Origin of the sequence: Pseudoalteromonas sp. SR41-8 (assembly GCF_014163915.1) — a bacterium.
Lineage (GTDB): Bacteria > Pseudomonadota > Gammaproteobacteria > Enterobacterales > Alteromonadaceae > Pseudoalteromonas > Pseudoalteromonas rhizosphaerae.
The window spans coordinates 131,673-157,733 of record NZ_JACJEE010000010.1; the positions used below are offsets into that span (position 1 = coordinate 131,673).

Consider the following 26,061-nt stretch of genomic DNA (forward strand, 5'->3'; position numbering starts at 1 on the left):
GAATATTAAATGAATCCAAAAACAATATTAGTTACCGGTGCAACTGGCTATAAAGGAACTGTACTGGTTCCAAAACTACTGGCTTTAGGCCATCGCGTAATCGCGTTTGACATCCAATGGTTTGGTAATTTTTTGCCCTCTCATGACAACCTCTCAGTCATTAAAGGTGACGTACGCGACACTGATACGATTAACTTAGACGGTGTGGATTCTATTATTCATCTTGCTTCTATCGCAAACGATCCCTGTGGTGATTTAAACCCTAAATTAACATGGGAAGTGAGTGCGTTAGCAACTATGCGCTTAGCCGATAAAGCAAAGCGCTGTGGAATAAAACAGTTTATTTATGCGTCATCGGGTAGCGTATACGGCGTTAAAGATGAAGAGCAAGTAACTGAGGACTTAACGCTTGAGCCTATTTCTGAATACAACAAAACGAAAATGGTTGCAGAGCGTGTACTTCTTAGTTATGCCGACGACATGGCGGTACAAATTGTACGCCCAGCAACTGTATGCGGTTTATCTAAACGAATGCGCTTAGATGTTTCTGTCAATATGCTGACAATGCAAGCTCTAAAAAATGGAAAAATCACAGTGTTTGGCGGCGATCAAGTCAGACCAAATATTCATATTGACGATATTACTGATCTCTATATTTATATGCTGGATAATCCAGAGAAAGTCTCTGGTGTCTTTAATGCAGGGTTTGAAAATATCTCAATTATGGATATAGCAAAAATGGTACAGGCTAAAATAGCATGTGAGATTGAGGTTACTCCTTCAAATGACCCTCGTTGTTACCGTATTAATTCAGATAAGTTACTATCTACCGGTTTTACACCCAATAAAAATGTCGACACAGCCATTACCGAAATTATTACAGCTTACAAACAAGACTTACTTAAAGATGAAGACCATTTTTACAACCTTAAATGGATGCAAAGAGAAGTTTTATGACTAACAACCAATCTGCAACCACTATAGCCAAGGATTCAGTGAAAAACCTGACAACAAACTATGTGAACACCCTAACGGATGTATTAAAACAGTTAGATAGTGAACAAGTTAAGAGTCTTGTTGATACCTTACTTACTATGAAGGCAAATAACGGCACTTTATATTTATGTGGCAATGGCGGCTCAGCAGCAAATGCAATCCACCTTGCAAATGACTTTACATTTGGTATTAGCCCAGAAGGTAATGCATTAAAAGTTGAAGCATTACCAGCAAACAGCTCTGTTTTAACTTGCCTAGGCAATGACATTGGTTATGAAAATATTTTTGCACATCAGCTAAAAGTTAAAGCAAACAGCAATGATATTTTACTTGTTTTATCTGGTAGCGGTAACTCTGAAAATATAATTAGAGCGACTCAACAAGCACTCGACATTGGCATGAAAACAGTGGGCATTTTAGGATTTTCTGGCGGTAAAGTTAAGCCGATGCTTGACCAAGTTTTCCATTTCGAAGTCCAAGATATGCAGATATCAGAAGATACTCAAGTTATTGTCGGGCATATCTTAATGAAAGCTCTATACAATGCATTACGTGAGGCTAATTAATGACCACCATTGTCTACGGAATTACAGCCTCAACAGAAATGTTTATCCGATCAGAATATAATACTGACAATAATATTTTTGCTTGTACAAATGGTGGCGAATCATACAAAGGCACGCCTGCAAAATCATTAGAAGAATTATCAAAACTAGAAAAAAAACAAACGCTCCAAGTAGTAATTTGTTCTGAATTTGTCTTTGATATCTTACAATCTTTAAATAAAATTGGTATTACCACTAATCAATGTTCTTTTTTTAACCACATGAGCGGTAAGCTCATTCCTTGTATACAAATGCAATTTGATATTGATACTAAATCAACGTTATATGCTTTTTATGATCTCTCTTATAATTTGCCCTGCTTTGATGTAACTACTTTTATCGTTTTAGCTGAAATAGAACGAAAAAAACAAAATAAAAAAAATATTCAATTTGTAATTATCCCTAGCCATAGTGACGATACTCCAGGATTAAATGTATATCACGATAACGTTGATGCTAAATGGCGTATCGAAAAGGTTATTAAACCCATGTTTAATTGTCTTGCCTCATGCATAGGTATTGATCAGCCGATTTCGCAAAGTAGCCTTGTATACTATAAAAGCTTGAACCCTAGCATATATCCAAATAACTACTTTCAAAACCCTAGACAAGCAGCTGGAGATTTTAAATTATTAAAATCTTATGCCGAGCAAAATATTAAATTAAGTAACTTAGCACCTCCACAACAAGCTTATACTATTGTTAATGACTTCATAAGACATAACGTGGGCAAAAAAAAGCTAATAACAATTACATTGAGAGAATATTGGGCAAATTCCGAGCACAGAAATAGCAATACAACGGCATGGCTTGATTTTGCATTATCACTAGACCTCAATGAATACTTTCCGCTAATTATTAGAGATACTTATAAAGTAAGTGAGCCCCTTGAAGAAAAATATCAATCGCTTACAACGTATCCCCTTGCAGCTGTAGATTTAAGTATCAGGCTCGCCTTATACCATGAAGCGTATATAAATATGGGTGTTGACAGTGGTCCTCTTTATCCGATTAGCTATCTTGAAGGGGCTCGCTCAATCATTTTTAGATGGTGTTCGAATGATATTCCAAATCTATCAGACAGAACAAATAGCATGCACGGCTTTGAAGTTGGAAAAAATCATTACTTTAATGATAATGAATTTCAAATAAATGCATGGATGGATGATTCATTTGAAAATATTCAAACTCAATTTTCTCTTCTTGAGAATAAAATAAATAAGGCGGCAATCTAAACTATGAATGACTCATCAATTTTAGTTTTAGGAAGCAATTCATTTTCAGGGGCATCATTTTGTGCGCATATGCTAAAAAATGATCAGCAAATTGTTGCTGTTAGTCGCTCATCAGAACCTAATTCAGCATTACTACCATATAGTTGGCAAAAAAATGCAGATAAATTGCAATTTAGCCAACTGGATATAAATCATCATCTGCAAAAAATTATTGATATTGTTAAACAGAAAAAAATTAAAAAAATTTATAACTTTGCTGCACAAAGCATGGTTGGTCAAAGCTGGCAACATCCTGAACATTGGTTTATGACTAACACTGTTTCAACGATCAAGTTACACAATTCTCTCCGACAATTAGATTTCCTTGAAAAATACATCCATATATCAACTCCCGAAGTTTATGGTAGTTGTAACGGATTAGTACCAGAGCATACTAATTATCAACCCAGTACACCATATGCAGTCTCCCGTGCTGCTGCAGATATGAGTCTACATACATTTGCAGATGTTTATGACTTTCCAGTGGTATTTACACGAGCTGCCAATGTTTATGGTGAAGGCCAACAGCTTTATCGCATAATCCCTCGTACTATTTTATATGCCCTACTAGGCAAAAAATTACAGCTGCATGGCGGAGGGCATTCAACACGATCATTTATACATATTGACGATGTATCTTCAGCGACACAACTTATTGGCGAAAAGGGTAAAAATGGTGATATTTACCATATTTCAACAGAGCAAATGATCTCTATTCGAGTACTCGTTGAAACAATCTGCAATATGCTTAAGCTCCCATTTGAACAAGTGTGCCAATCGACTGAAGATCGATTAGGAAAAGATGCAGCATATTTATTAGACACAAAAAAAATTCGCTCCGAGCTAAATTGGCAAGATTCTATTTCATTAGAAAACGGCTTAGAACGAACAATTTATTGGATGAAGCAAAATTTAGATGTACTCGCCAAGCAAGAACATGACTATATTCACAAACCTTGAGGTAATCATGATAGGACAAGAAATAGATTTACTAAAAAATTACCCTAAGTCTAAGCGTGATCTTTCTGGTAGATTAGAAGCCAAAAGTGAAGCAGTTAGAGCTATAGCGCGCCAATTTGACGAGGAATTCTTTGATGGTGATAGAGAGCACGGCTATGGTGGTTTTAACTATCATTCAAGATTTTGGCAGCCAGTCGTGCCTGACTTTATTACGCACTTTGGCCTGCAAGAAAATAGCAGTTTATTAGACGTAGGCTGTGCAAAAGGATTTATGCTTTATGATATTTTACAACAGCTACCAACAATGACATTAAGTGGAATAGATATATCCCATTACGCATTAGACAATGCCAAACAGGAAGTAAAGCACTTATTACAACAAGGTTGCGCTACTAAATTACCTTTCGAAGACAATAGTTTTGATACTGTAATATCAATTAACACTATTCATAATTTAGATCTTAATAATTGTGCAAAAGCACTGCAAGAAATAGAGCGAGTTTCTAAAGCTAAAGCATTTATTACTGTTGATGCATATAGAAATGAACAAGAAAAAGAACGCATGGAAGCCTGGAATCTAACAGCCAAAACAATGATGCATGTTGATCAGTGGAAAGAGTTTTTCAAAGATACAGGCTACACTGGCGATTTTTATTGGTTTATACCCTAATGAAAAAACTTGATGCATATTTCGAATCATTAAGAATTCGAAAAATAGAAGAAATGATAGCCTTACGCTACCCTGAGCAAGAAATGAGATGCCCAACACATCTGTCAATAGGTCAAGAGCTAGTACCTGTTGTTGTTTCTAATTTTTTATCTAAAGATGATAAGGCTTTCAGTTCACATAGAGCACATGCCCACTATCTAGCCAAAGGCGGATCATTAAAGAAAATGATAGCTGAATTATATGGCAAGGCGACAGGCTGCACAGGTGGCAGAGGTGGCTCTATGCACTTAACAGACTTGGATTGCGGTTTTATAGCTAGCACTGCAATTGTGGGTAATAGTATACCACTGGCGGTTGGCAGTGCGCTAAGTCAAAAACTACAAAATAGCAATTTTTTGACCGTAAGTTATTTTGGTGACGGTGCAACGGAAGAAGGCGCTTTTTACGAGTCGTTAAATTTTGCAGCAGTTAAATCTCTTCCTATATTATTCATATGTGAGAATAACCGCTATTCAGTGTATAGCCCATTAGAAGTTCGCCAGCCGGTTAATAGAAGCATTACGGATTTATCGCAATCAATTGGAGTTGAAAGCTTTCACGCTGATGGAAATCTTCTAATACCACTAACCCATGCCGTTGAGAGTGCTATTGAATATATTAGAAAGAATAATGCCCCAGCACTCTTAGAGCTTGATACATATCGTCACAGAGAGCATTGCGGTCCTAATTTTGATGATGACTTAAACTACAGAGCCGCAGGTGAAGTCAAAACATGGCTTGAAAAAGATCCGTTAAAATTATTATTCGCGGAACTATCAGCAGATCAACATTTCGAGAAAACTCATAACGAAATGATTATCAAAATAAAAAATGAAATAGAAGATGCTTTTCTTTTTGCTGAAAATAGCCCTTTTCCAAATCCACAGTTAAACGAAGAGTTTCTTTATGCAAAATAAAACAACAACATTCGCTGAAGAAATAAACCAAGCACAGCACTGTGCCATGGCTGAAGACGATAGCATGATTTGTATGGGATTAGGTATTAATGATCCAAAAGCTATTTTTGGTACAACTACAGGCTTACAATCAAAGTTTGGCTCAGACCGTGTCTTTGATATGCCAACATCTGAAAATGCAATGACGGGTGTGGGGATTGGCGCAGCTATTACTGGCACACGTGTATTAATGACCCATCAACGAGTCGATTTTTTCTTGCTTGCCATGGACCAACTTGTAAATAATGCCGCTAAGTGGCACTACATGTTTAATGGGCAAATGACTGTACCTTTAACAATACGTTTAATCATAGGTAGGGGTTGGGGTCAAGGACCCACTCATCAACAAAGCTTGCAATCATGGTTTGCACATATCCCTGGACTTAAAGTTGTTACTCCAAGCTTAACTGATAATGTAGGACAGCTACTTTATCAAAGTATAATGGATAATAATCCAACTATTTTCCTTGAACATCGATGGCTGCATAACCAAAACATCGACAAAGAAACGTGCGTCGATTACAACTCAAACATGCAAACAACGAGAGTCATCAAAGAAGGTGAAGATGTCACTATCATCGCTAATAGCTATATGCTCCTAGAAGCCATACACTGCCACAACTTCCTAAAAAAACAAGGTGTTAACTGCGAGGTAATTGAGGTATCTGAACCGACAAATATTGATTGGCAAACTATTTATAACTCGGTCAATAAGACTCAAACCTGCATATGCACTGATATAGGACATAACTCATTTTCTGTCTCTAGTGAAATTTCAGCAAAAATATATGAAGCATGCTTTACTTCCTTAAAAAAACCAATAAAACGAATAGCACTCCCCTCTTACCCTGAACCTACGAGCTTTGGATTAACAAAAAAATACTACAAAACCAGAACTGAGATTACTAAAGCTGTATCTGAACTCCTTGATAGGGAAATATTTATGACCGAAGATGTAGAATTTCCTCACGATGTTCCTGGTAACTGGTTTAAAGGCCCGTTTTAATGAATCGAGTATTAATTACAGGAATAAATAGTGGTATTGGGCAAGCACTTGCTGAGCGCTTAAGCCGAAATACGATTATTCACGGTACTTATCGAGGGCGAAAATCAAACTTAGATTTTGCTGAACTAACAAAAGTTGATTTTAGCTCACAAAAAAACGTTGACGATTGGTGCCATAAAACGAACTTTTCAATATATGATAGTATAATTTTTGTTCATGGCACACTCGAGCCAATCGGTTCTCTATCAGATTGCTCTTATGACGATTGGGAAAATGCATATAGAATTAATTACTTATCTATAGTGCAAGTGTTAAGTTCAGCAGTTCTAAAAATGAAATCAAACTGCAAAATCCTGACCTTTGCTGGCGGAGGCGTCAATAGCGCCCCGACGAAGTTCAACTCTTATATAAATGCGAAAGTAGCATTAATAAAAATGACTGAAGTTTTAGCTGCTGAATATCCCGATTTAATCTTTCTAAATGTTGGTCCTGGCTGGGTAGATACACCTATTCACCAACAAACACTCCACGCAAAAGAAATAGTGCCGGAAGCATATAAGGAAACAGCCAGAAGATATGAGGAAAATGACTTTGTGTCTATGCAACTGGTCATCGACTCCTTAATTTTTCTTCTTGATAATGCAAATAGTAAGTTTAGTGGACGAAACTATAGCATTGCATCCAAAGAAATTTTTCATGAGGATTTTTTGGAGTCTCTTGAAAACCCAAATATCTACAAATTGCGTAGACTCAATAAAGAGCATACATAAATGAAACTAACGGATTATATTGCATCTTACCTTGCTCAATTAGATATCAAGCATGTATTTGTTCTGCAAGGCGGTGCTGCTTTACATTTAATTGACTCAATTGAAAAACACCCTTCGCTTTCAGCTATTGCAATGCAACATGAGCAATCATGTGCGATGGCTGCTGATAGTTATGCAAAAACACACCATGTACTAGGCGTGACTATAGCCACATCAGGCCCAGGCGCTACAAATTTATTAACAGGTATCGCAAGCTCCTACTTTGACTCTGTAGCTACTTTACATATAACTGGAAATGTAGCTTCATTTAGGCAATCGCATAAATTAGGGGTTCGCCAATATGGTTTCCAAGAAACCGATATTGTTTCTATGGCAAAGCCAATAACAAAGTACGCAATACAATTAAAAAGACCTAATGACATTATCACTGTATTACCTGAAGCTATAAAAGCAGCATTAAGTGGCCGGCCAGGGCCTGTGTTAATAGATATTCCTGATGACTTTCAGCGAGAGATATTAGATATAAAAAAAATACCATTTGAAGCTTTTAATCAATCAACTGTAAACCATAAAGTAATTCAAGAAAACATATTTAATAACTTCATAGTGTCATTAAAACAAGCGAAAAAACCTTTATTTATTCTTGGTGCTGGGTGCCATAACTCAGCAGAACGGTTAATTTCACTTGCAACAAAACTAAAAATCCCCTTTCTATCGACTTGGCCGCTCAAAGGGATTGCAAATCATGATGACGAGCTAAATCTAGGGAATTTTGGAACTCATTCTTTACGTGGGAATAATATCGTTTTACAAAATTGTGATTTTATCATTTCTATTGGGTGCAGACTAGATTCAAAAGCCACAGCAAAATTAGATACCTTTGCACGTGAAGCTAAAATCGCAATGGTGGATATTGACCATAATGAAATAGAGAAATTTGCCCAATTAGGCAAAGTAATCAACTATCAATTTCCTGTATCTGTACAAGTTTTTTTAGATGCTTTTTCACTGCATTGTGAAGATTTAATTGAAATATTTAAAAATAACGATGTGTGGCTAAATTATATTACGGATGTCACACAAGAGTTTAACTACATACCTGAATATAATTACGGTGGTGTAAACCCATATTTAGCTGTTGAGTTGTTTAGTGGTGCTTTCTGTGATGACCAAAATATATGTGTGGATACAGGTACTTGCTTACCTTTAACTCTTGTCTACGGTAAAGAGAAAAAAGGCCAGCAGTATATTTCTTCATATAATAATACCCCCATGGGCTATGCTTTACCTGCATCGATTGGTGTTGCCCTAGCAAAAGAAAAAGAAGTATTTTGTATAGTTGGCGATGGTGGTTTGCAAATGAATATCCAAGAACTTTCAACGTTAAATCACTTGAAACTTCCAGTCATTATTATTGTATTTAACAATAGTGGTCATTGTATGATAAAACAAACCCAAGATGATTGGCTAGACTCAAATTATTTTTCTGCTGATTGTAATAATGGCTTGCCTCACATAAATTTTTCTGAAGTTGCTAAAGCTTATGGGATCGACTCTGAAAAAGTTGAAAATAATGAGCAATTAAAATTATTAGTAGAACGTTTACACCTTCGCATGGATCAAGAAGGGCCAAAGCTTATCGAATTAGTAATTAACCCAAACTTTAGATATGAACCGATTATCAAGTATGGCAATCCATTAGAGAATATGAGCCCTGAACTTGCTTACATAAAACAAAAAAAAGCTATGCTTATACCCAGTTTGAAGGAAAATCTATAATGATAAACTTACACCAAGAGCTGGTTATGCTAGCTAGGAATACACAATCACACGTACAATCAAGCAGTGATTACCAGCTTCTTAACAAAAAACTATCAAAAGTAATTGCCAGCGCTTATAACACGACATCAACACCAACATTTTTATTAACGGATAATATTACATTTTCTCTTCCGTATTACGATATGGGCAATATTAATACGACTCATTTGTTTGGTATTGATGAGCTAATCATTTTAAGCTTTTACTTGAAAAATAAAAATAACTATAAGAATGTGTTAGATCTTGGCGCTAATATCGGTCTGCATTCAATAGTGCTGAGCTTATTAGATTATCAAGTTACATGTTTTGAAGCGGACCCTGAAACATTCCGCGTTTTAAAACAAAACCTAGAATTAAATAATTGTAAAAAGATTAAGCCAATAAATGAAGCCGCGGCAAGTTTTGATGGCAAAGCTGAATTTACACGAGTATGTGGAAACTTAACTGGAAGTCATTTGAGCGGCGCAAAAAGTAATCCCTATGGAGAGCTAGATAAATTTGAAGTTAAAGTTAATAACATAGGTAATATAGCTAAAGAATTTGACTTAATTAAAATTGATATTGAAGGTCAAGAAGCAGATGTATTAACTTCAATTTCTTCGGAGGACGCTTTAAAAATTGATTTTATGATGGAAATTAATGGCGAAAAAAATGCAAAAACTATTTTCGACTACAGTTTACAAGTCGGCTTAAATATTTTTCTTCAAAAAAATGATTGGAAAAAAGTGAACTCTCTTGCCGAATTACCCCTAAGTCATAGAGAAGGTAGTGTTTTCCTTTCTAGTAAAAATAAGATGCCTTGGTAAAATATGAATATTCCAACTTATTTTAAAGCAGGTGTATTAATAGATATAGAGCAGCCCCTTCAACTACTCGATTTAAAAATACCGTATTTGAAAGATAATCAAGTTCTGGTGAAAATGCATATGGCTGGCTTGTGTAGAAGCCAGCTGATGGAGAGTAAAGGCCTTAGAGGAGAAGACAAGTATTTGCCCCACTTAATGGGTCATGAAGGTGTAGGTGAAGTAATAGCAGTTGGCAATAGTGTTACCAAGGTTAAACAAGGAAATCGTGTCGTTCTTGGTTGGCTAAAAGGCAGTGGAATCGATTCCGGTGGGACACATCTAATTAGCAAAGAGGGTCAAATTATCAATGCAGGTCCAGTTACGACTTTTTCAGAGTACTCTGTTATATCTGAGAATAGAGTAACCATTTGCCCTGAAGGTATTTCAAATGAGTTAGCTGTTTTACTCGGTTGCGCCCTCCCCACAGGAGCCGGTATGGTTCTTAACCAGATACAACCACACTCTAATAGTAATGTGATATTAATCGGACTAGGTGGTATAGGCATAAGTGCACTATTAATGCTTAAACATTTCAGACCAAAAAAAATCATAGTTGTAGATATTGAACAATCTAAATGTGACTTAGCACTACAACTAGGCGCCGATGAAGCTTATTTATATGAAGAAGCAAGCCTAGCTTTACTCAAAGAGCAACACCCTAACGGCTTTGATTATGCTATTGAGAGTGCTGGACTATGTGAAACCATAGAATTCGCTTTTAATAATATACATAACAGCGGTAAATGCTATTTTGCCTCACATCCAAAAACTGGCGATTTTATAAAGTTAGATCCTCATCAACTAATTTGTGGAAAGCAAATTTTTGGAACTTGGGGAGGTAATTGTAACCCAGACAAAGATTTAAAATCGATTGCAGATATTATTCAAAAACTTGAAATATCTATTAATTCTTTGATAAGCCATCGCTATTCTTTGAATCAAATCAATGAAGCAATATCGGCGCTCGAACGAAGAGAAATTACCAGAGCCATCATTACTTTTGAGAATATTGAAGTATGAATAAGCAAGTCCTTGTTCAAGGAAACTTTGACATTTTACACCCTGGCCACATTCGCTTACTTCGTTTTGCAAAAGAGTGTGGTGATAAACTAATTGTTGCTGTTAACAGCGACAAATCTATGGGGTTAAAGAGTCGGGTAAACGAACAACATCGCCTAGAGATGGTTCAATCCCTCGAATGTGTGAATGAAGCATTTTTATCAGATTTAACTCCAGCAGAAACCGTAAAGAGCCTCAAGCCTCATATTGTCGTGAAAGGTAAAGAGTTTGAAAGTAGGCACAATCCTGAGCATGCTCTTGTTGAAATGTACGGAGGAAAGCTTATTTTTGGCTCTGGTGAGTTCGAATCTAATTCCGAACAATATATTACAAGAACAATAAGCCATGGTCATAACTTTGATTACAAAAAATGCCAAAGTTATGCAACAAGGCATCAGTTTGATTATCAATCAATCAACACGGTATTTTCTCAATTTAGTGAAAACCGTGTTGCTGTAATTGGCGAAATAATCGTCGATGAATATATCCAAGGTACTGCGGTAGGCTTATCTCAGGAGGATCCTACCATAGTGATGACACCAGATAGAACGGATACATTTTTAGGCGGAGCAGCAATTACAGCAGGTCATATAAAAGGGCTAGGAGCTAATCAAGTTACGCTTTTCTCGGTACTTGGCAAAGATGATAAAGCTGATTACGTAAAAAATCATATTAACGCATACAATATTGATACTATACTTTTCGATGATGGCAGTCGCCCTACACCATTAAAATCACGATATAGAGCTGGGAATAAAACACTTCTAAGGGTCAATCAAGTTCGACAGCATAAAATTTCTAAAGAAATTCAAACCGATTTATACTTGCAACTTGAAAGTAGTATTAACAACTTCGATTTACTGGTATTTTCTGATTTTAATTATGGATTATTACCTCAAACTCTGGTCGATAAAGTCATTGCTTTATGCAAAGAAAACAATGTACGTGTTGTCGCAGACAGCCAAACCTCTTCTCAAGTTGGTGACATTGCCCGTTATAAAGATATGATGCTAATAACACCAACAGAAAAAGAAGTCCGTGTTGCTCTGAATAACATTGATGATGGTCTACCTATTTTAGCGCAAAAACTGTGTGAAAAAGCTAATCCGATGTCGTTGGTTATTACCCTTGCGGGAGAAGGTATTTTTATCCATCTACCAGATCAAAATGGCCAATGGGAAAATGATATGCTTCCTGCGATTAACCGTAATGCGGTTGATCCTGCGGGAGCTGGTGATTGCTTCTTAGCTGCCAGTAGCCTTGCTTTGTGCTCAGGTGCAACACCGTGGCAGGCATTTTATATTGCAAGTATTGCAGCCGCTTGCCAAGTAGATACACTAGGAAATCAGCCACTGTCTTTTAACACGCTCCAGCAACGAGTACTGGAGTCATTCAAAAATATATGAAAGCGATATTGCTAGCAGCAGGATTAGGCACTCGGTTAAAACCTTTGACTAATACAATTCCAAAATGTTTAGTGCCAATCTCCGGACGCCCTCTTCTATCTTACTGGTTAGAGAAGCTAGATAATTTAGGTGTATCTGAAATACTAATTAACGTCCATTATCTAGCTGAGCAGGTCGAAAGCTACATCAGCCAATCGCCCTATAGAAATAAAATAACCATTGTTAAAGAAAGTACATTACTTGGTACTGGCGGCACATTAATTAAAAATGCTCACTTTTGGAAAGATGAACAAGTGATTGTGATCCATGCTGATAATTTCTGCCTCAGTGATTTAAAAGGCTTAATTCACGTTCATAACACTAAACCGGGCAATGTAGATGTGTCACTACTACTGTTTACTTCATGTCAACCGAGTCAATGCGGTATTGTAGTTATGGACACCAATAATGTCATCCATGAATTTCATGAGAAAGTAGCTAACCCTCCCGGAAATATCGCAAGCGGAGCACTCTTTGTTTTTTCTAATTCTGTTTATGAGCGGTATTTTAAAGAATTAAAAGAAGATAAATTTTATGATTTAAGCAAAGACATAGTGCCTAACATGATTGGAAAAATGCAAGGGTGGATCGTAGATAATGAATATATGGATATAGGCACGCCCGAGAGTTATCAGCGTGCCCAAAAACTGGTATAAAAGATTACGAGCCTTGGTTCATAATTTTAAGCTGTTCATCATTAAGAAAATCACAGGGCTTTTTGTAGTTATCTTCAAAGTAGTCTCTCATATCAACAATATAATTTTGCCAAAGTAAAAAAAGCTCATCAAATTGTTCTAATGTAAACGTTTCATTTTCATAACTATAAAGCAATGTAATTAGTGGGCAGTGATAATATAATAATGACCCTTTCATCATATGATAAATATGACCTAATGGTGAATTTTTAAATGAATACACATACCGTTGCTGTCTTTTAAGCAAATCTGCAGCTTCTTTGATTGTTGTATAAGGCTCGTTACTAATAACTAACAGATGGTCACACATATCAATAAAGCGCTGTATTTCGTAATCTTCATCGTTTAATTTATCCAAATTCAGGTTTTCAAAATATCGCGTCTTGATTAACTCCAGCAAAGGAGGCTTATCTAAGCTGTTTTCTGGATCAATTAATATATCAGCAGCTAATGAAATAGCGCCTTTAATTTTAGCCCCGTTACCAATATTGAATACATCAACTGCAGGAAATATTTCCAACAGCTTTTCTATTTGGCTATGCGATACTTTGTATAAATCATTAGTGTAAACAAAGCTATCACTTAAATTACCAGGTAAAGTTTTTTCCGTGACAGGTGCACAACTGATTCCTTTTTCATCATCTTTATCTTTTTTATAAAAACTGTGATCACTATGATGTTTACCTGTGGGTAAGCTTCCATTATCAACACCAAATAAATACACATTTTTAAAACCAAAATTTAAAAATAACGAGAGTGCAGTATTAGATACAAGTGGATTACTATATGGAATTAATGGCAGTGTTTTAGAGCGATTTTTTAATGATAAAAAATTAATGAAATCAGTACCACCTTCATTCCCTTTTAATGCTAACCCTGACCACTTATATAGCTCGGTTGTCTTAGGATGGACCATATTAACGGCTAGTAAATTAACTCGTTTATACGCTTCGCTCGGTAAGGAATCAGCGACTATTTTGTAGTTTGCATAAGGTCTCTCTACTAGTACATGAAAGTCCGCCTGGATCCCCAATCGCTCTAAAGAAACAATGGCAGATCCTGCAGCTACAACAATCCCTTTATTCTGATTATTTTTCAAATATTCAACAGCTTCATCTAAAGATGGGCCATTGCCAATTATAAATACAGGTATATCTAATAACGAAGCAGGTAAACTCGCTTTATTTGTAAGAAAAGACTGATTACTTTCAATATGAGCTATCGAGTGTGCAAACCCAGTTATTGCATCATTGAAAAAGCCGTGCCCCATTTGAAAACGAAAATAATCCGCAGCCCAGTTGGCTATTAACTCATTAATTTCACGTCCAGGTGTATGCTGATAACAAAAGCTTCTTACAGCGGAAAATGCTCCTATATCTTCAACTACATTTTCTAAATCTTGAATAAACGTGTTTTTATCTGCTCCCAGATTAAAGAAAAGGCAGTTTCCTTGGTCATCAATTTTTTTAATAACATCAAACCAATCAATACAAAATAAGCTTGCATAAAACTGCTCGATATCTGGCTCAATAATAAATAAATAATCAAACTCAGTATGATTTAATAATTCAGGTATGTGATAGCCTAATCCCACTCCAAAAATAATTCCCGATGGGAAGTGACAAGGTAATTGGGCTATTTTTTTCTCGTCATACTTGCGCAATTTACGCATAAACTGACCAAGCTTAACCATATACTCTGTATGAAGACGTTTATCAGAACTGCTATCTGGGTAGCCTGTATAATCTGTTAAGCTAAAAACAGGATGTTCAATCTGACGCCTAACCTGCTCCTGGCTCTGCTCGAGAGGGTTTTGAGAATAAAGGGGAGCTAATGCATTTTTAGGTATAATATTTCCATGACCACTTTGCGTGACATGAATACAAAAATCATCGCGGAGTTGCAGCTTAGATAAAGCTGCTACAATCTCAGGGTAATAATGAGTGAAACATTGCCAATTCTTTTCAAATCGCTCATTTGCTTCTGTAGCAAAAATAGCCTCTCTTTCTTGATGTTTAATAGTTTTTTCAAGTTTTTCTGAGATGTGCTCAAGCTCGTTATTAATATCTATATTCTTTATCATGTCGGTTACCTACTTGATATTTTTATACACATTTATTTTTTTTTGCGTATTAATATGAACACCAAGTTCTTTTGCAGCCTGCTGTTTTTTGAGGCTTATTTCTAATACCGTAGTATTCAATTTGATTGAAAAATCCGATAAAAATAACACATCGTTTTCGCTGAGGTTCTCAGGTGAGGCAAAGAGTGCTTTCAATGTTCTATCAATTAATAGTAACTTGCTTTGAGCTGACTCTATATCACCTTCAGCTAAATATTGATTAATTACAGACAAATCTGGGGCTAACTGAGACAATAAACTAGCCGACATTAGCATCTATACCATTTTCACTAAGTGTTTTTTCTCGAACGTCGTGAGGAATAGCATCCCAAGCAGACTTTATTTCTTTTAATAAATTAGATACTTCTTCAACAATTGCAGGATCATTTTTTATTGTTGCATCAACTAAGCGATCTATCATATAAGAATAAAGTGCATATAAATTATCAGTCACTTCACCACCAACTTTAAAATCTAAACAGCCCCTTAAGGCTTCAATAATAGCAGTCGCTTTAGATAAATGTTCGGCCTTCGCTTCCATATGTTTTCTTTCAATAGCAACTTTAGACATCACCATTTTTTCAATCGCACCCGCCATTAACATTTGAATTATTTCATAGCGATCAGCACCCGCAACACGGGTCTTGAGTGCTTCTTTCTGATAATTTTTTACTTTGGCGTTATACATATTAAAACCCTTTTAAATCAAAATTAATTTATGATTTGTTTCTTGTAAATCCAGGTAAGCTCGCAAGCTGCGCTCCTAAGTACTGTTGTGTTGATTGCATTTGCGCCAGTAACACATCTAAACCCGCATATTGCTTTCTAAGCCTACTTTCTAATTCGGTCATTCTAAATTCATGCTTTAGTACATCATCTTCTAAATCAGTGACCTGTGTATTTAAATTATCTTCTCTTTGCTTTAAAATGCCTTTTGAACTTACGTAATTATCTAAAAAAGATTCGAACTGTTTAGCAACACCATTTTCACCAGCAAAAGCCTTTCCGATATCATCAAAATTTTCATCCATTGCTGTATTTAAACTGCGGACTAAAGTTGATTTTTCTAGATAACCTTTCTTATCAACACCCAAGCCAATATCGAAAATACTTGTGAAAGGCCCTGCATCCGTTAAATTTGTAGAAAGCATATTGACCATTTGCGAGCTCAAAGTACGAATGGTTGCATCGCTATTTAAAGGTTTACCGACTCTCGATTGCAGACCTAACTGCCCTATAGCATTGTTATAATTAGCAATAAATTCATCAATTAATGTTGTAACGCTCTCACGGTCATAGCTAACAGCTAACTTTGCAGTCTCTCCATCAACGCTTTGTCGTTTAGCGGTGATCGTCATATCTTGTACAGCATCTTTAAAGGTATTGGTGTCATTTGTTATTGTTATGCCATCTACTTTTATAACTGCACTTTTTGCTTCATTTCCAGCTGTTATACCAATACCACCGCTACCAGAAGCTCCACCATTAGCATCTGTAGATACATTGTCTAGCTCAGCATTATCATTGGTAATTACCAAGTCATTACCAGCGCCACTCACACTCGAAGTAAGAACCAACTTTGACTCAGTACCAGTATTTATTATATTTGCTGTTACACCAAAATTATCATCCGAGTCATTAATTGCGTCACGCAAATCAGCTAATGTCGCACCCGCATCAAGAGTTAGGTCAAAGCTTTTGTCTCCAGCAGCAAATGACAAGGTGCCTCCAGAAGCAGTGACCACATCGTCAGTAGATGTAAACAAAGGAGGTACGGCATCGTTTGAAGTTGCACGACTGCCTTGAGCAAGTGCAACAACTTCAATTTTAAAATTACCAGGCGTAATATCTTTTGTTGGGGTAACTGAGACGAGATCACCGTCATCACTTGTTGGTTGAGTGATATTAGCAATACGTTTATTGAAATTATCAGGATCTGCTAGCTTTTTTATTGTGTCTTGTAGCTTGGATAACGCAGACTTGATCTCTCCGATTGAAGATAATTCAACTTCTAACGACTTGTCCTTTTTTGCAAAGGCATTCATTTTTGGAACATTTTCGGCATCAACAGATGCTGTAATGATACTTTCGAGATCCAGCCCAGATCCAATACCTGCGGATGTTATAAGTGGCATACTTCTCTCCTACTATCTGTTCCAAAAAATATCATACGGTTTGATTTAGTAACAAACCTTTATTAGTAAGTTTATCGGCAAATTCATCTAAAGCTTTAGCAACTTCTCTAAACTCTTCAGTTGGAATTTCACGAATAACTTCTTCGCTTGTTTTATCAAACACTTTAATTATTGGTGGATCACCCTGCTCATCAAATTCAAATTTTAAATTTGTAGCCGTCACAGGAATATATTTATTTAATTTCTCTAAGTTTTCTTTCACTTCGTCGATCAGTGCTTTTCTTTCACTTTCAGAATCAAGTTGCTGACTATTATCAACAAGTGCGGGCTCTCTACCAGCAATTTTTGTACCAGCTTTTTCAACGGTTGCTTTTTTACTTGCTTCGTTTAACTCATTTTTATTTGTAAAAGATGAATTAGCGGTGAAGTTTTCACTCGATTTAATTATTCCACCTAAGTCAGCCATAGTAGCTCTCCTTCAAAATACAAACAAAGTATAAGTCATTATCGAGACAATATCTCAATAATGACCTAATTAACCGTCTAGCCTAGTAACGATAATGCTACTTGTGGACGCTGGTTTGCTTGGCTCAAAATAGATTGGCTTGCTTGTTGTAATATTTGAGATTTAGTCAAATTAGCTGTTTCGGCAGCGAAATCAGTATCTTTAATACGTGACTTAGCAGCACTCAAATTTTCTGAAATGTTAGATTGGTTACGAATAGTTGATTGAAAACGATTTTGTACAGCACCGAGTTCGGCACGTTTTTTATCAACTACTGCAATCATTGCATCCATACCTGCCATTACAGCTTGTGCATTTGCCTGAGAAGATACACTGATCCCAGTCGCTGAAAACACTGATGAGAAAGCAGTGTTATCAGCTGAAGCACCAACCTGTGAACTAATTGTTCCGGCTGTAGCACTTAAGCTTGCACCCGTTACAGCACTAGCAACACTGGCAATGCCTGACATAGTAAAGCCGCCGGCAGCTACAACAGAGTTAGCTGTGCCACCAATATCTTTCATACTAAAGCTAATATTCTGTACAGCATCAGCACCAACTTGGAAGTTAGCTGAGAATGTACCATCTAGTAGATTTTGACCACCAAATGTTGTATCTGCAGCAACACGATTTACTTCTTCTGATAATGAACGAATTTCTTCTTGTACTGCTAAACGATCTTCATCTGTATTTGAACCGTTTGAAGCTTGTTGAGCAAGAGTACGAATACGCTGGAACATTGACGTAGTCTCATCAAGTGCGCCTTCAGCAGTCTGCGCAAGTGAGATCCCATCATTAGCATTTCGGTTACCTTGATTCAAACCATTTATTTGACTAGTTAAACGGTTAGATATTTGCATGCCTGCAGCATCATCTTTTGCACTATTAATGCGAAAACCTGATGATAGACGTTGAAAGGATGTATCGAGCTGGTTACCAGATTTCATCAACTGGCGCTGTGCGTTCAATGAACTCACATTAGTATTTACATATAAAGCCATAATAGCCTCCGCTTTATCATTTTAAATAGAATAACAACGGGATACCCCTACCCTGTTATTACTCCAGACTGAGAGTCCTAGATTTTTAGTTCTCTAAGTCAGTTATCGTCAGATAAAACGGAAACTTTAGCTTTATTTATAAATTTTTAACAACGTTATACTATTTTAACCCTGTAACAAGCTTAATGCAGCCTGAGGCCTTTGATTTGCTTGGCCTAATATTGTTTGGCTCGCTTGTTGTAAAATTTGGTTTTTAGTTAAGTTAGCTGTCTCCATTGCAAAATCAGCATCTTTAATTCTTGATTTAGCAGAGGCTAAATTTTCAGAAATATTAGCTTGATTTCGTATTGTCGACTGAAAACGGTTTTGTACCGCACCTAATTCAGCGCGTTTTTTATCAACCACCGCTATTAGAGAATCCATACCCGCAAACACAGCCTGTGCATTTACTTGTGATGACACACTAATACCTGCAGCTGTAAATACAGAAGAAAAATCTAATGTTGTTGATGCCGTTGCGCCATCAACTGAGCTTACATTAGCTGCGAGCGTTGAAAGTGCTTTACCACCCACGGCTGAAGCAACACCGGCAACACCTGATATAGTAAAACCACCATTAGCAGCAAGAGAATTAGCTGTATCGCCAACAGACTGCATACTAAAACCAATAGTCTGTACAGCATCAGCACCAACCTGAAAGCTTGCAGAATAAGAGCCATCCAATAAATTTTGACCACCGAATGTAGTGTCCGTGGCAATTCGGTTAACCTCATCAGATAACTGTCTAATCTCTTCTTGGATAGCGAGCCTATCTTCATCTGTATTAGAGCCATTTGCTGATTGCTGAGCAAGTGTTCGGATACGTTGAAATGTAGAAGTAATTTCATCAAGCGCACCTTCAGCCGTTTGTGCCAGCGAGATACCGTCATTCGCATTACGGTTGCCTTGGTTTAAACCCAAGATTTGCGATTGCAAACGATCCGATATTTGTAAACCAGCAGCATCATCCGCCGCGCTGTTAATACGCAGACCAGATGATAAACGTTTAAAGGAAGTATCTAAGTCGTTTCCAGTTCTTTCAAGCTGTCTTTGCGCATTAAGCGCACTAACATTCGTATTTACAAATAAAGCCATAATAAACTCTCTTCTTATCTGTCAAATTAAAGCCACTCTAAAATGAGTGGAGTTTTGACAAAGTGACTAGTTACAGCAGCCAAGTAAGATTGGCCCGGGGCAATAAACTGCCACTTTGCAGGTTAATTTAAAAACTTAATAAGTATTGAGCAATCTTTAGGCCAACTTTATAGATAGAGTTGCATTGAATTAGAAAAAAAGAGAAAAGGGCCTATAAGGCCCTTTGAAGATAAGTTTGAGAGTAGGTTTTAATTATTGGCATATTTTATGCTTAATAATTTATGTTCTTACAAATGTTAGAACAATACAGGATTTTTAAGCGCCTCCGCTTTATCAATCCGTTTCAGCGCCTTTGTTAATACCCCATTAAACAAAGGCGCTACATTCTTAGTCAATTAATTGACTATTTCCAACCAATTATCCTAGAAGACTTAATGCAGCCTGTGGACGTTGATTAGCCTGGCTAAGAATTGTTTGGCTAGCCTGTTGTAGAATCTGCATTTTTGTTAAGTTTGCAGTTTCTTGAGCAAAGTCAGTATCTTTAATACGTGATTTTGCAGCACTTAGATTCTCTGAGATATTTGATTGGTTACGAATCGTTGACTGAAAACGATTTTGTACCGCACCCAGCTCAGCTCGTTTTTTATCAACAACCGCGATAAGCGAATCCATACCAGCCATTACAGCTTGCGCATTAGCCTGTGAAGATACACTGATACCACCAGCAGTAAATACTGATGAAAATGCTGTTTGGTCTGCTGATGCACCTACTTGCGAGCTGATTGTTCCAGCTGTCGCACTTAAACTAGCGCCGGTTACCGCACTGGCAACACCTGCAATACCTGACATGGTGAAACCACCATTAGCTGCGATAGAGTTAGCAGTACCACCAACCGATGCCATACTAAAGCTGATATTCTGAACGGCATCTGCACCTACTTGAAAGTTAGCCGAGAAAGAACCATCTAATAGGTTTTGACCACCAAACGTTGTATCTGCAGCAACACGATTAACTTCTGATGAAAGAGAGCGAATCTCTTCTTGCACCGCTAAACGGTCTTCATCAGTATTTGAGCCGTTAGCTGCTTGCTGTGATAATGTTCTGATACGTTGGAACATTGATGTTACTTCGTCTAATGCACCCTCAGCTGTTTGTGCTAGTGAAATACCATCGTTCGCGTTACGGTTACCTTGGTTCAAACCGTTAATTTGTGATGTTAAACGGTCAGAAATTTGTAGGCCAGCCGCATCATCTTTCGCACTGTTAATACGAAAACCTGATGATAAACGTTGGAATGATGTATCCAGTGCATTACCAGAATTATTTAATTGTCTTTGTGCGTTTAACGCGCTAACATTTGTATTTACATATAAAGCCATGATATCTCTCCAGAAGTAAACTTATCATTTACTCTCAAACTTACTAGATTAAGCAGTGGTTGTTATTTACAACGCTTTGCTTGGTTAATTAAGTTATCGGTCTAGCAAAAAAATCCTTTAGCTTTTTTTTTATTTTTTTTCCATTATTTTTTAAGCTCATGTAATTTAATGAATTTTATAGTGACTAAATTAATAAAGCTCATTAAAAAACTACAAGGATTACTGTACAGGTCTTTTTCTTCAGGAAATTATTAAGCTGTTAAATAGTAAGGAGATGATCTTAAAAGGCTGGAAAAATACGAGAGTAAGGCAATATATTGCCTTACTCCTTTACTTACTTATAAGTAATCGAACAGTGATAATTTAGCCAAGCGGCCAAAAGTTGCCTGCGAGGCTTGTAGTGCAGTTTCTTGCTTCGTGAGTTCAGTAATGGCCTCAGCCATATCGAGTTCAATTAAATCTGCACGAGAAGATTTGTTATTTACATCAAGGTCACTATTAGATTGCGTGATTTTTTCAGCTGTATTTAACCGCCCACCTAAACCAGCCTGCGTTAAAGAGACCTGATTTTTACTATTGTCGATCTGGATCATGGCCGCTGCCAATACTTGCTCATAATCTTCTTGGCTAATTGTTGGATCAGTCAGTCCTGCGATCAAATTACTTAAGGTGTTTAAAATATTTTCTTTTTGCGGTGCTTCTAAAGTAAAGTCTACCTGCCCATTTGCCACGGGGCTAATGTCGATTTCCAACCCTGCAAATTTAATTTGTGATCCCTCAAAGCTGCCAGAGCTGATCACACTTCCACCTTGTTCAACCTGATAAGTATTAGGTGTACCTGCTGTCGTTATAATATTAAACGTATTTGCTCCGACTGCGGCAGCAGGATCAGCGTTATAATTTGCTTTATGAAAAGAGTCAAACTGAGCTTGTTCACGCACATACACTTTTGCACTAGTGATCCCTCCTGATGCAACACCATCATTCGAGGCGACGTCTAAACGTGCATTGACCTTTTCAAACGTATCAACCCCATTATCACTGGATTTAATTTCAACTCCTTCCGCTACTTTAATTTTATGCTGGCCTTGGTCGCCACCATAAACATATTTGCCAGTTGAAGAATCAAGCGAATAGGTTTGGGTATTATCTTGATAGCCTGAAAATATATACTTCCCATCTTCAGTTTTAGCATTCATTAAATCAAGCACACTACTTTGTATAGATTTAATCTCTTCAGCAATACCTTCACGATCTATATCTGTATAAACACCATTACCAGCTTGAATTGCTAATGTATGTGCTTTTTCAAGCGAGCCTTTAATATTCTCAAGTACACTTTCTTGGGTATTTAAACGACTCGTCAGCATAGTAATATTTTTACTGTATTGCTCATTCGCTTGTATACGATCGGTATACAGTAACGCCCGTGCTGTTGCCGATGGATCATCTGAAGCTGTAAGCACTCGCTTTTGGGTATTAACTTGCTCTTGTGCTTTATTGACATTTTGCTGATTATTCAAAATCGAATTAACACTGTTTTGGTACATCAAATTATTAGATAAACGCATAATTACCTCGCAGCATTAAGTAAAGTATCAAAAATTGTACGGGCTGTTGATAGCACTTGTGCAGACGCCGCATAAGATTGTTGAAAACGTAATAAATTGGCTGCTTCTTCATCAAGGTTTACTCCCGAGAGTGACTCATACCAGGCTTCAGACTGTTGAGCTAATGCCTCAAAAGCAGCGCCATTAGTCTTCGCTTGATTGGTTACAACACCAATATCAGTAACTAACCCTGCATAGGCTTGATTAAATGTTTTATGATTATCTGCAGTTGAAGTTGTGGTCACATTTTGTCGAACTAACTCACCACTTTGTAACCCAGCCAACATTAAGCCATTGCGGTTATCATCAAAACCACCTTCATTAAACTCCAGTGTAAAACTATCGCCTGTTGCTGGTATGCCTTCAATATTAAAGTCAAAGCCATATAATTCGAAACCATTCCCAGCTTGTGAAAGCATATTTTCAGCAGGCGGAGTGACTGTAAAAGTACTTGTATTGACCCCATCTGATATTGTGTATTCATCTGGGTTAGCAGTTTTCACTATCGTGATATCGCCATTAGCAAGATCCGGAGGTGTCGTAGTTGTAAAACCACCTGAAGTCACACTACTTACACTACCTACTGAAATATTGGCATTGCCAGTGTTGTTTATGTTATCAGCCGTACGGATTGGTGAAGCAAGCGCTAACGATTCAGGCCTATCGGTGGCAAGTGTTAAACTCGATGCAGCCTCTGCATTAAGTTTTACAGCAAATTGATCACCAACATTACCGGTTCCTGTAACATTTAATTGTAAACCAAAAGATTCCCCACCGGTCATAGTCGATGAATCAATAACGCCAGCAACTATATTGGCGGTTGAGGGAGAGCCTAATGGTTCACCTTTATTATCGACAGGTTGTATTTCTACCGTTGTACCACTGGTATAAGTAACAATAAAGTCACTAGCAGGAATTTCACTGCCTTTACCAGGCTCTAGGGTAGCCGTCATGCTTGAGTTACCTGTATTAGCTTGATAGGCGTAACCGCCAACCGTTGGAATTGTAAAAATGTCCCCACCAAGTTCACCGTTGCCGTCCATCCCTAAACGGTTTTGTTGGTTAAAAGCATCAGCAATTGCAAGCCCCATTTGGCCAAGCTGGTTTTGTGCTGGCACTAAAATATCATCACGAAATGCTAGTAACCCACCAATCTTACCTTTAAGTTTACTTACATCAACATCAAGCGGCACAGCTTTGCCGCCATTTATATCTAAACGTAATTCTTTAAAATTAGGATCCGGATCACCCGCCATCGAAAACAAATTAAATGCGCCGTCTTGCATTACGAGTGATTCACCGGTCCCCATAAATACCAGCTTTTCACCGTTGGGGCCATCAAGAGTCTCTACATCTATTAATTCCGATAACTTACGAATAGCAAGGTCTCGCTCGTTATACATGGTGCTTGAGTTTGCCTCATTGCGCGTACCATTTACCGTAGCTATTTGCTTATTCAAACTGCTAATATTTTGAATCAATGTATTCGCTTCATCAGAAAAAATTTCTAACTGCTCATTCACGATGTTTTTTTGATCAAATACAATGCCTGACAAACGATCCATTTGATCAATCAAATTTTCTGCATCTGTCATAACCAACGAACGTGCAACTGTTGATGATGGCTGATTTAAGCTTTCCTGCACATTGTTGAATAACGAATTCATACTGCTCGATAAGCTATTGGATTCTTGAGAAAACAAGCTATCAACCCGGCCTGCTTCTGTAACAAATTGATCAAAAAAGGTTTTATTTGAAGTATCGCGATTGAGCTGCTTTTGAGCAAATTCATTCAATAATCGATATGTTTCACCACGACCAACTTGATTGTCGATCATGGTCATATGCTCTGTACGCTCACGTACATAACCAACTGTATTTATATTGGCAATGTTTTTACTGGTCGTTTGTAGCAATTCTGAATTAGCGCGAACGCCTGAATTTGCAATGTCTAATAAATTAAACGACATCTTAATTTACTCCTTGGCGAACCAATGTTGTCGCCAGTGTTTTAAGTTCTGTACGATTAAGTACTTGCTTAATTTTTTCGGCATAATTGGGGTCTGTGGCATAACCGGCTTTTTGTAAAGAGTCTAAAAAAGCGGCCGGTTTTGCGGTATTTTGTAATGCTTCTTGGTAGCGTGGGTTTTCCGTTAAAAACTGCACAAAGTCATTCACGCTGTCTTTAATCGAATCATATGCTCTAAAGCTGGCTTGTCTTTTTACTGGTGTACCTTGCTCAAATTCGAGTGTCATTTTATTGGCTTTCTCACCCTGCCAGCTTCTATCTGATTTGATATTGAATAAGTTAAAGCTGCTGTTGCCATCACTTTTATTAATGATATGTTTCCCCCAGCCAGTCTCAAGAGCTGCTTGTGCAACCATCACAGCGGGGTTCAAACCAATTTTCTCAGCGGCTGTTTTGGCATGTTCCCAAACACTACTGATAAAATCTTCTGCATTTTCAAACTGAGGTTTTTGCGCTGTTGATGAGCTGCTATTGACAGCCTGAGTGTCAGCCGCGTTATCAGCATTCTTGCTGGTTGCACGTTGATCACTGGTAAAATCATCGACGGTGCGCAGCACTGAACTAGGGGTAAATTTTTTCCCGTCAGGAGAGAGTTGTTGCACTATGAGATCGGCTAAGCCCAATGAACCTTTTGAAGATAAATCAACCGATAACTGTTGATCATGCATTTCTTCAAAAAACTTTACTCCACTGGAGTTAAAAGGGCTGTCTTCGTCTTCAAACGCTTCGTTTGCTTTACGCATACTTTTTAAAAGCATTTGCGTAAAAATAGATTCAAATTGTGCCGCTGCTTTTTTTAGCGCTTCTTTTGATGCTTCAGGCGAGGCACCACTTTTTAAGGCATCTTGACGTAATGTATTGAGATTGCCTAAATCAAAGAAGTTTTGTTTATCGAGATGATTAGTATCCATCAGCAATTTGACACAGTGATTAATGATATTATTAACAATGCAATAATTGAGCCAATGCGAGTTTGCGAGTTTGCGAGTTTGCGAGTTTGCGAG

The 26,061-nt window shown here is 37.2% G+C and carries 24 protein-coding genes; 13 read left to right on the forward strand and 11 right to left on the reverse strand.

The genetic code is table 11. The annotated features are described in order from the left end of the window. Nucleotides 1–9 precede the first annotated feature (9 nt). The 13 genes from H5162_RS09110 to H5162_RS09170 are packed head-to-tail and all read left to right on the forward strand — an operon-like array spanning nucleotide 10 to nucleotide 13,102. The gene (locus H5162_RS09110) at nucleotides 10–957 is read left to right on the forward strand and encodes an NAD(P)-dependent oxidoreductase (protein ID WP_145239453.1); all 948 of its coding nucleotides are present in this window, start codon (nucleotides 10–12) and stop codon (nucleotides 955–957) included. After that, nucleotides 954–1,562 carry an SIS domain-containing protein gene (locus H5162_RS09115; protein ID WP_076923522.1) on the forward strand — a complete coding sequence of 203 codons (609 nt, stop codon included), beginning with the start codon at nucleotides 954–956 and terminating at the stop codon, nucleotides 1,560–1,562. The genes H5162_RS09110 and H5162_RS09115 overlap by 4 nt, the downstream gene beginning before the upstream one ends. Further along, the gene (locus H5162_RS09120; RefSeq protein ID WP_076923523.1) at nucleotides 1,562–2,836 is read left to right on the forward strand and encodes a hypothetical protein; all 1,275 of its coding nucleotides are present in this window, start codon (nucleotides 1,562–1,564) and stop codon (nucleotides 2,834–2,836) included. Before H5162_RS09115 ends, H5162_RS09120 begins: the two co-directional genes overlap by 1 nt. Before the next feature lie 3 nt (nucleotides 2,837–2,839). Further along, nucleotides 2,840–3,835 (forward strand): GDP-mannose 4,6-dehydratase, encoded by a 996-nt coding sequence (locus H5162_RS09125; protein WP_076923524.1) that lies wholly within the window; start codon nucleotides 2,840–2,842, stop codon nucleotides 3,833–3,835. Nucleotides 3,836–3,842: 7 nt separating this feature from the next. Then, a complete protein-coding gene (locus H5162_RS09130; protein WP_083707533.1) occupies nucleotides 3,843–4,505 on the forward strand; it encodes a class I SAM-dependent methyltransferase in 663 nt (220 codons plus the stop codon). Then, entirely contained in the window at nucleotides 4,505–5,461 is a 957-nt protein-coding gene (locus tag H5162_RS09135) for a thiamine pyrophosphate-dependent dehydrogenase E1 component subunit alpha (protein WP_169019240.1), read from the forward strand. Before H5162_RS09130 ends, H5162_RS09135 begins: the two co-directional genes overlap by 1 nt. Then, nucleotides 5,451–6,506 (forward strand): alpha-ketoacid dehydrogenase subunit beta, encoded by a 1,056-nt coding sequence (locus H5162_RS09140; RefSeq protein ID WP_076923526.1) that lies wholly within the window; start codon nucleotides 5,451–5,453, stop codon nucleotides 6,504–6,506. The genes H5162_RS09135 and H5162_RS09140 overlap by 11 nt, the downstream gene beginning before the upstream one ends. After that, nucleotides 6,506–7,276 carry an SDR family oxidoreductase gene (locus tag H5162_RS09145; protein WP_182778322.1) on the forward strand — a complete coding sequence of 257 codons (771 nt, stop codon included), beginning with the start codon at nucleotides 6,506–6,508 and terminating at the stop codon, nucleotides 7,274–7,276. Before H5162_RS09140 ends, H5162_RS09145 begins: the two co-directional genes overlap by 1 nt. After that, complete coding sequence (locus H5162_RS09150) at nucleotides 7,277–9,055, forward strand: thiamine pyrophosphate-binding protein (RefSeq protein ID WP_076923528.1); 1,779 nt, start codon at nucleotides 7,277–7,279, stop codon at nucleotides 9,053–9,055. Continuing rightward, entirely contained in the window at nucleotides 9,055–9,903 is an 849-nt protein-coding gene (locus H5162_RS09155) for an FkbM family methyltransferase (protein ID WP_145239468.1), read from the forward strand. The genes H5162_RS09150 and H5162_RS09155 overlap by 1 nt, the downstream gene beginning before the upstream one ends. 3 nt (nucleotides 9,904–9,906) lie before the next feature. Then, complete coding sequence (locus H5162_RS09160; protein ID WP_145239471.1) at nucleotides 9,907–10,962, forward strand: alcohol dehydrogenase catalytic domain-containing protein; 1,056 nt, start codon at nucleotides 9,907–9,909, stop codon at nucleotides 10,960–10,962. Next, nucleotides 10,959–12,407 carry a PfkB family carbohydrate kinase gene (locus H5162_RS09165; RefSeq protein ID WP_169019238.1) on the forward strand — a complete coding sequence of 483 codons (1,449 nt, stop codon included), beginning with the start codon at nucleotides 10,959–10,961 and terminating at the stop codon, nucleotides 12,405–12,407. Before H5162_RS09160 ends, H5162_RS09165 begins: the two co-directional genes overlap by 4 nt. Further along, on the forward strand, nucleotides 12,404–13,102 hold the full coding sequence (locus H5162_RS09170; RefSeq protein WP_182731000.1) for a nucleotidyltransferase family protein: 699 nt from the start codon (nucleotides 12,404–12,406) through the stop codon (nucleotides 13,100–13,102). Before H5162_RS09165 ends, H5162_RS09170 begins: the two co-directional genes overlap by 4 nt. Nucleotides 13,103–13,106: 4 nt before the next feature. Here H5162_RS09170 and H5162_RS09175 read toward each other — a convergent pair whose 3' ends face one another. From H5162_RS09175 to flgJ, 11 genes are all read right to left on the reverse strand, one after another. After that, nucleotides 13,107–15,224 carry a 6-hydroxymethylpterin diphosphokinase MptE-like protein gene (locus H5162_RS09175; RefSeq protein WP_182778323.1) on the reverse strand — a complete coding sequence of 706 codons (2,118 nt, stop codon included), beginning with the start codon at nucleotides 15,222–15,224 and terminating at the stop codon, nucleotides 13,107–13,109. Nucleotides 15,225–15,233: 9 nt separating this feature from the next. Beyond that, nucleotides 15,234–15,533: a hypothetical protein gene (locus H5162_RS09180; RefSeq protein WP_149981555.1), complete on the reverse strand. Its 300-nt coding sequence runs from the start codon at nucleotides 15,531–15,533 to the stop codon at nucleotides 15,234–15,236. After that, on the reverse strand, nucleotides 15,523–15,951 hold the full coding sequence (gene fliS, locus H5162_RS09185) for a flagellar export chaperone FliS (RefSeq protein ID WP_149981556.1): 429 nt from the start codon (nucleotides 15,949–15,951) through the stop codon (nucleotides 15,523–15,525). The genes H5162_RS09180 and fliS overlap by 11 nt, the downstream gene beginning before the upstream one ends. Nucleotides 15,952–15,979: 28 nt before the next feature. Next, nucleotides 15,980–17,398 (reverse strand): flagellar filament capping protein FliD, encoded by a 1,419-nt coding sequence (gene fliD, locus H5162_RS09190; protein WP_182734918.1) that lies wholly within the window; start codon nucleotides 17,396–17,398, stop codon nucleotides 15,980–15,982. A gap of 31 nt (nucleotides 17,399–17,429) precedes the next feature. Further along, entirely contained in the window at nucleotides 17,430–17,864 is a 435-nt protein-coding gene (locus tag H5162_RS09195; protein WP_149981560.1) for a flagellar protein FlaG, read from the reverse strand. A 77-nt stretch (nucleotides 17,865–17,941) separates the two neighbouring features. Next, entirely contained in the window at nucleotides 17,942–18,904 is a 963-nt protein-coding gene (locus H5162_RS09200) for a flagellin (RefSeq protein WP_182778324.1), read from the reverse strand. A 165-nt stretch (nucleotides 18,905–19,069) separates the two neighbouring features. Beyond that, complete coding sequence (locus H5162_RS09205; RefSeq protein ID WP_182718208.1) at nucleotides 19,070–20,038, reverse strand: flagellin; 969 nt, start codon at nucleotides 20,036–20,038, stop codon at nucleotides 19,070–19,072. Between the two features lie 417 nt (nucleotides 20,039–20,455). Beyond that, on the reverse strand, nucleotides 20,456–21,418 hold the full coding sequence (locus tag H5162_RS09210) for a flagellin (protein ID WP_182730995.1): 963 nt from the start codon (nucleotides 21,416–21,418) through the stop codon (nucleotides 20,456–20,458). A 338-nt stretch (nucleotides 21,419–21,756) separates the two neighbouring features. Next, nucleotides 21,757–22,989, reverse strand: a complete 1,233-nt coding sequence (gene flgL / locus H5162_RS09215) for a flagellar hook-associated protein FlgL (RefSeq protein WP_182778326.1) — start codon at nucleotides 22,987–22,989, stop codon at nucleotides 21,757–21,759. A gap of 2 nt (nucleotides 22,990–22,991) precedes the next feature. Further along, nucleotides 22,992–24,998, reverse strand: a complete 2,007-nt coding sequence (gene flgK, locus H5162_RS09220; RefSeq protein WP_145239522.1) for a flagellar hook-associated protein FlgK — start codon at nucleotides 24,996–24,998, stop codon at nucleotides 22,992–22,994. 1 nt (nucleotide 24,999) lies between these two features. Then, nucleotides 25,000–25,968: a flagellar assembly peptidoglycan hydrolase FlgJ gene (gene flgJ, locus H5162_RS09225; protein WP_182778328.1), complete on the reverse strand. Its 969-nt coding sequence runs from the start codon at nucleotides 25,966–25,968 to the stop codon at nucleotides 25,000–25,002. Nucleotides 25,969–26,061: the final 93 nt, after the last annotated feature.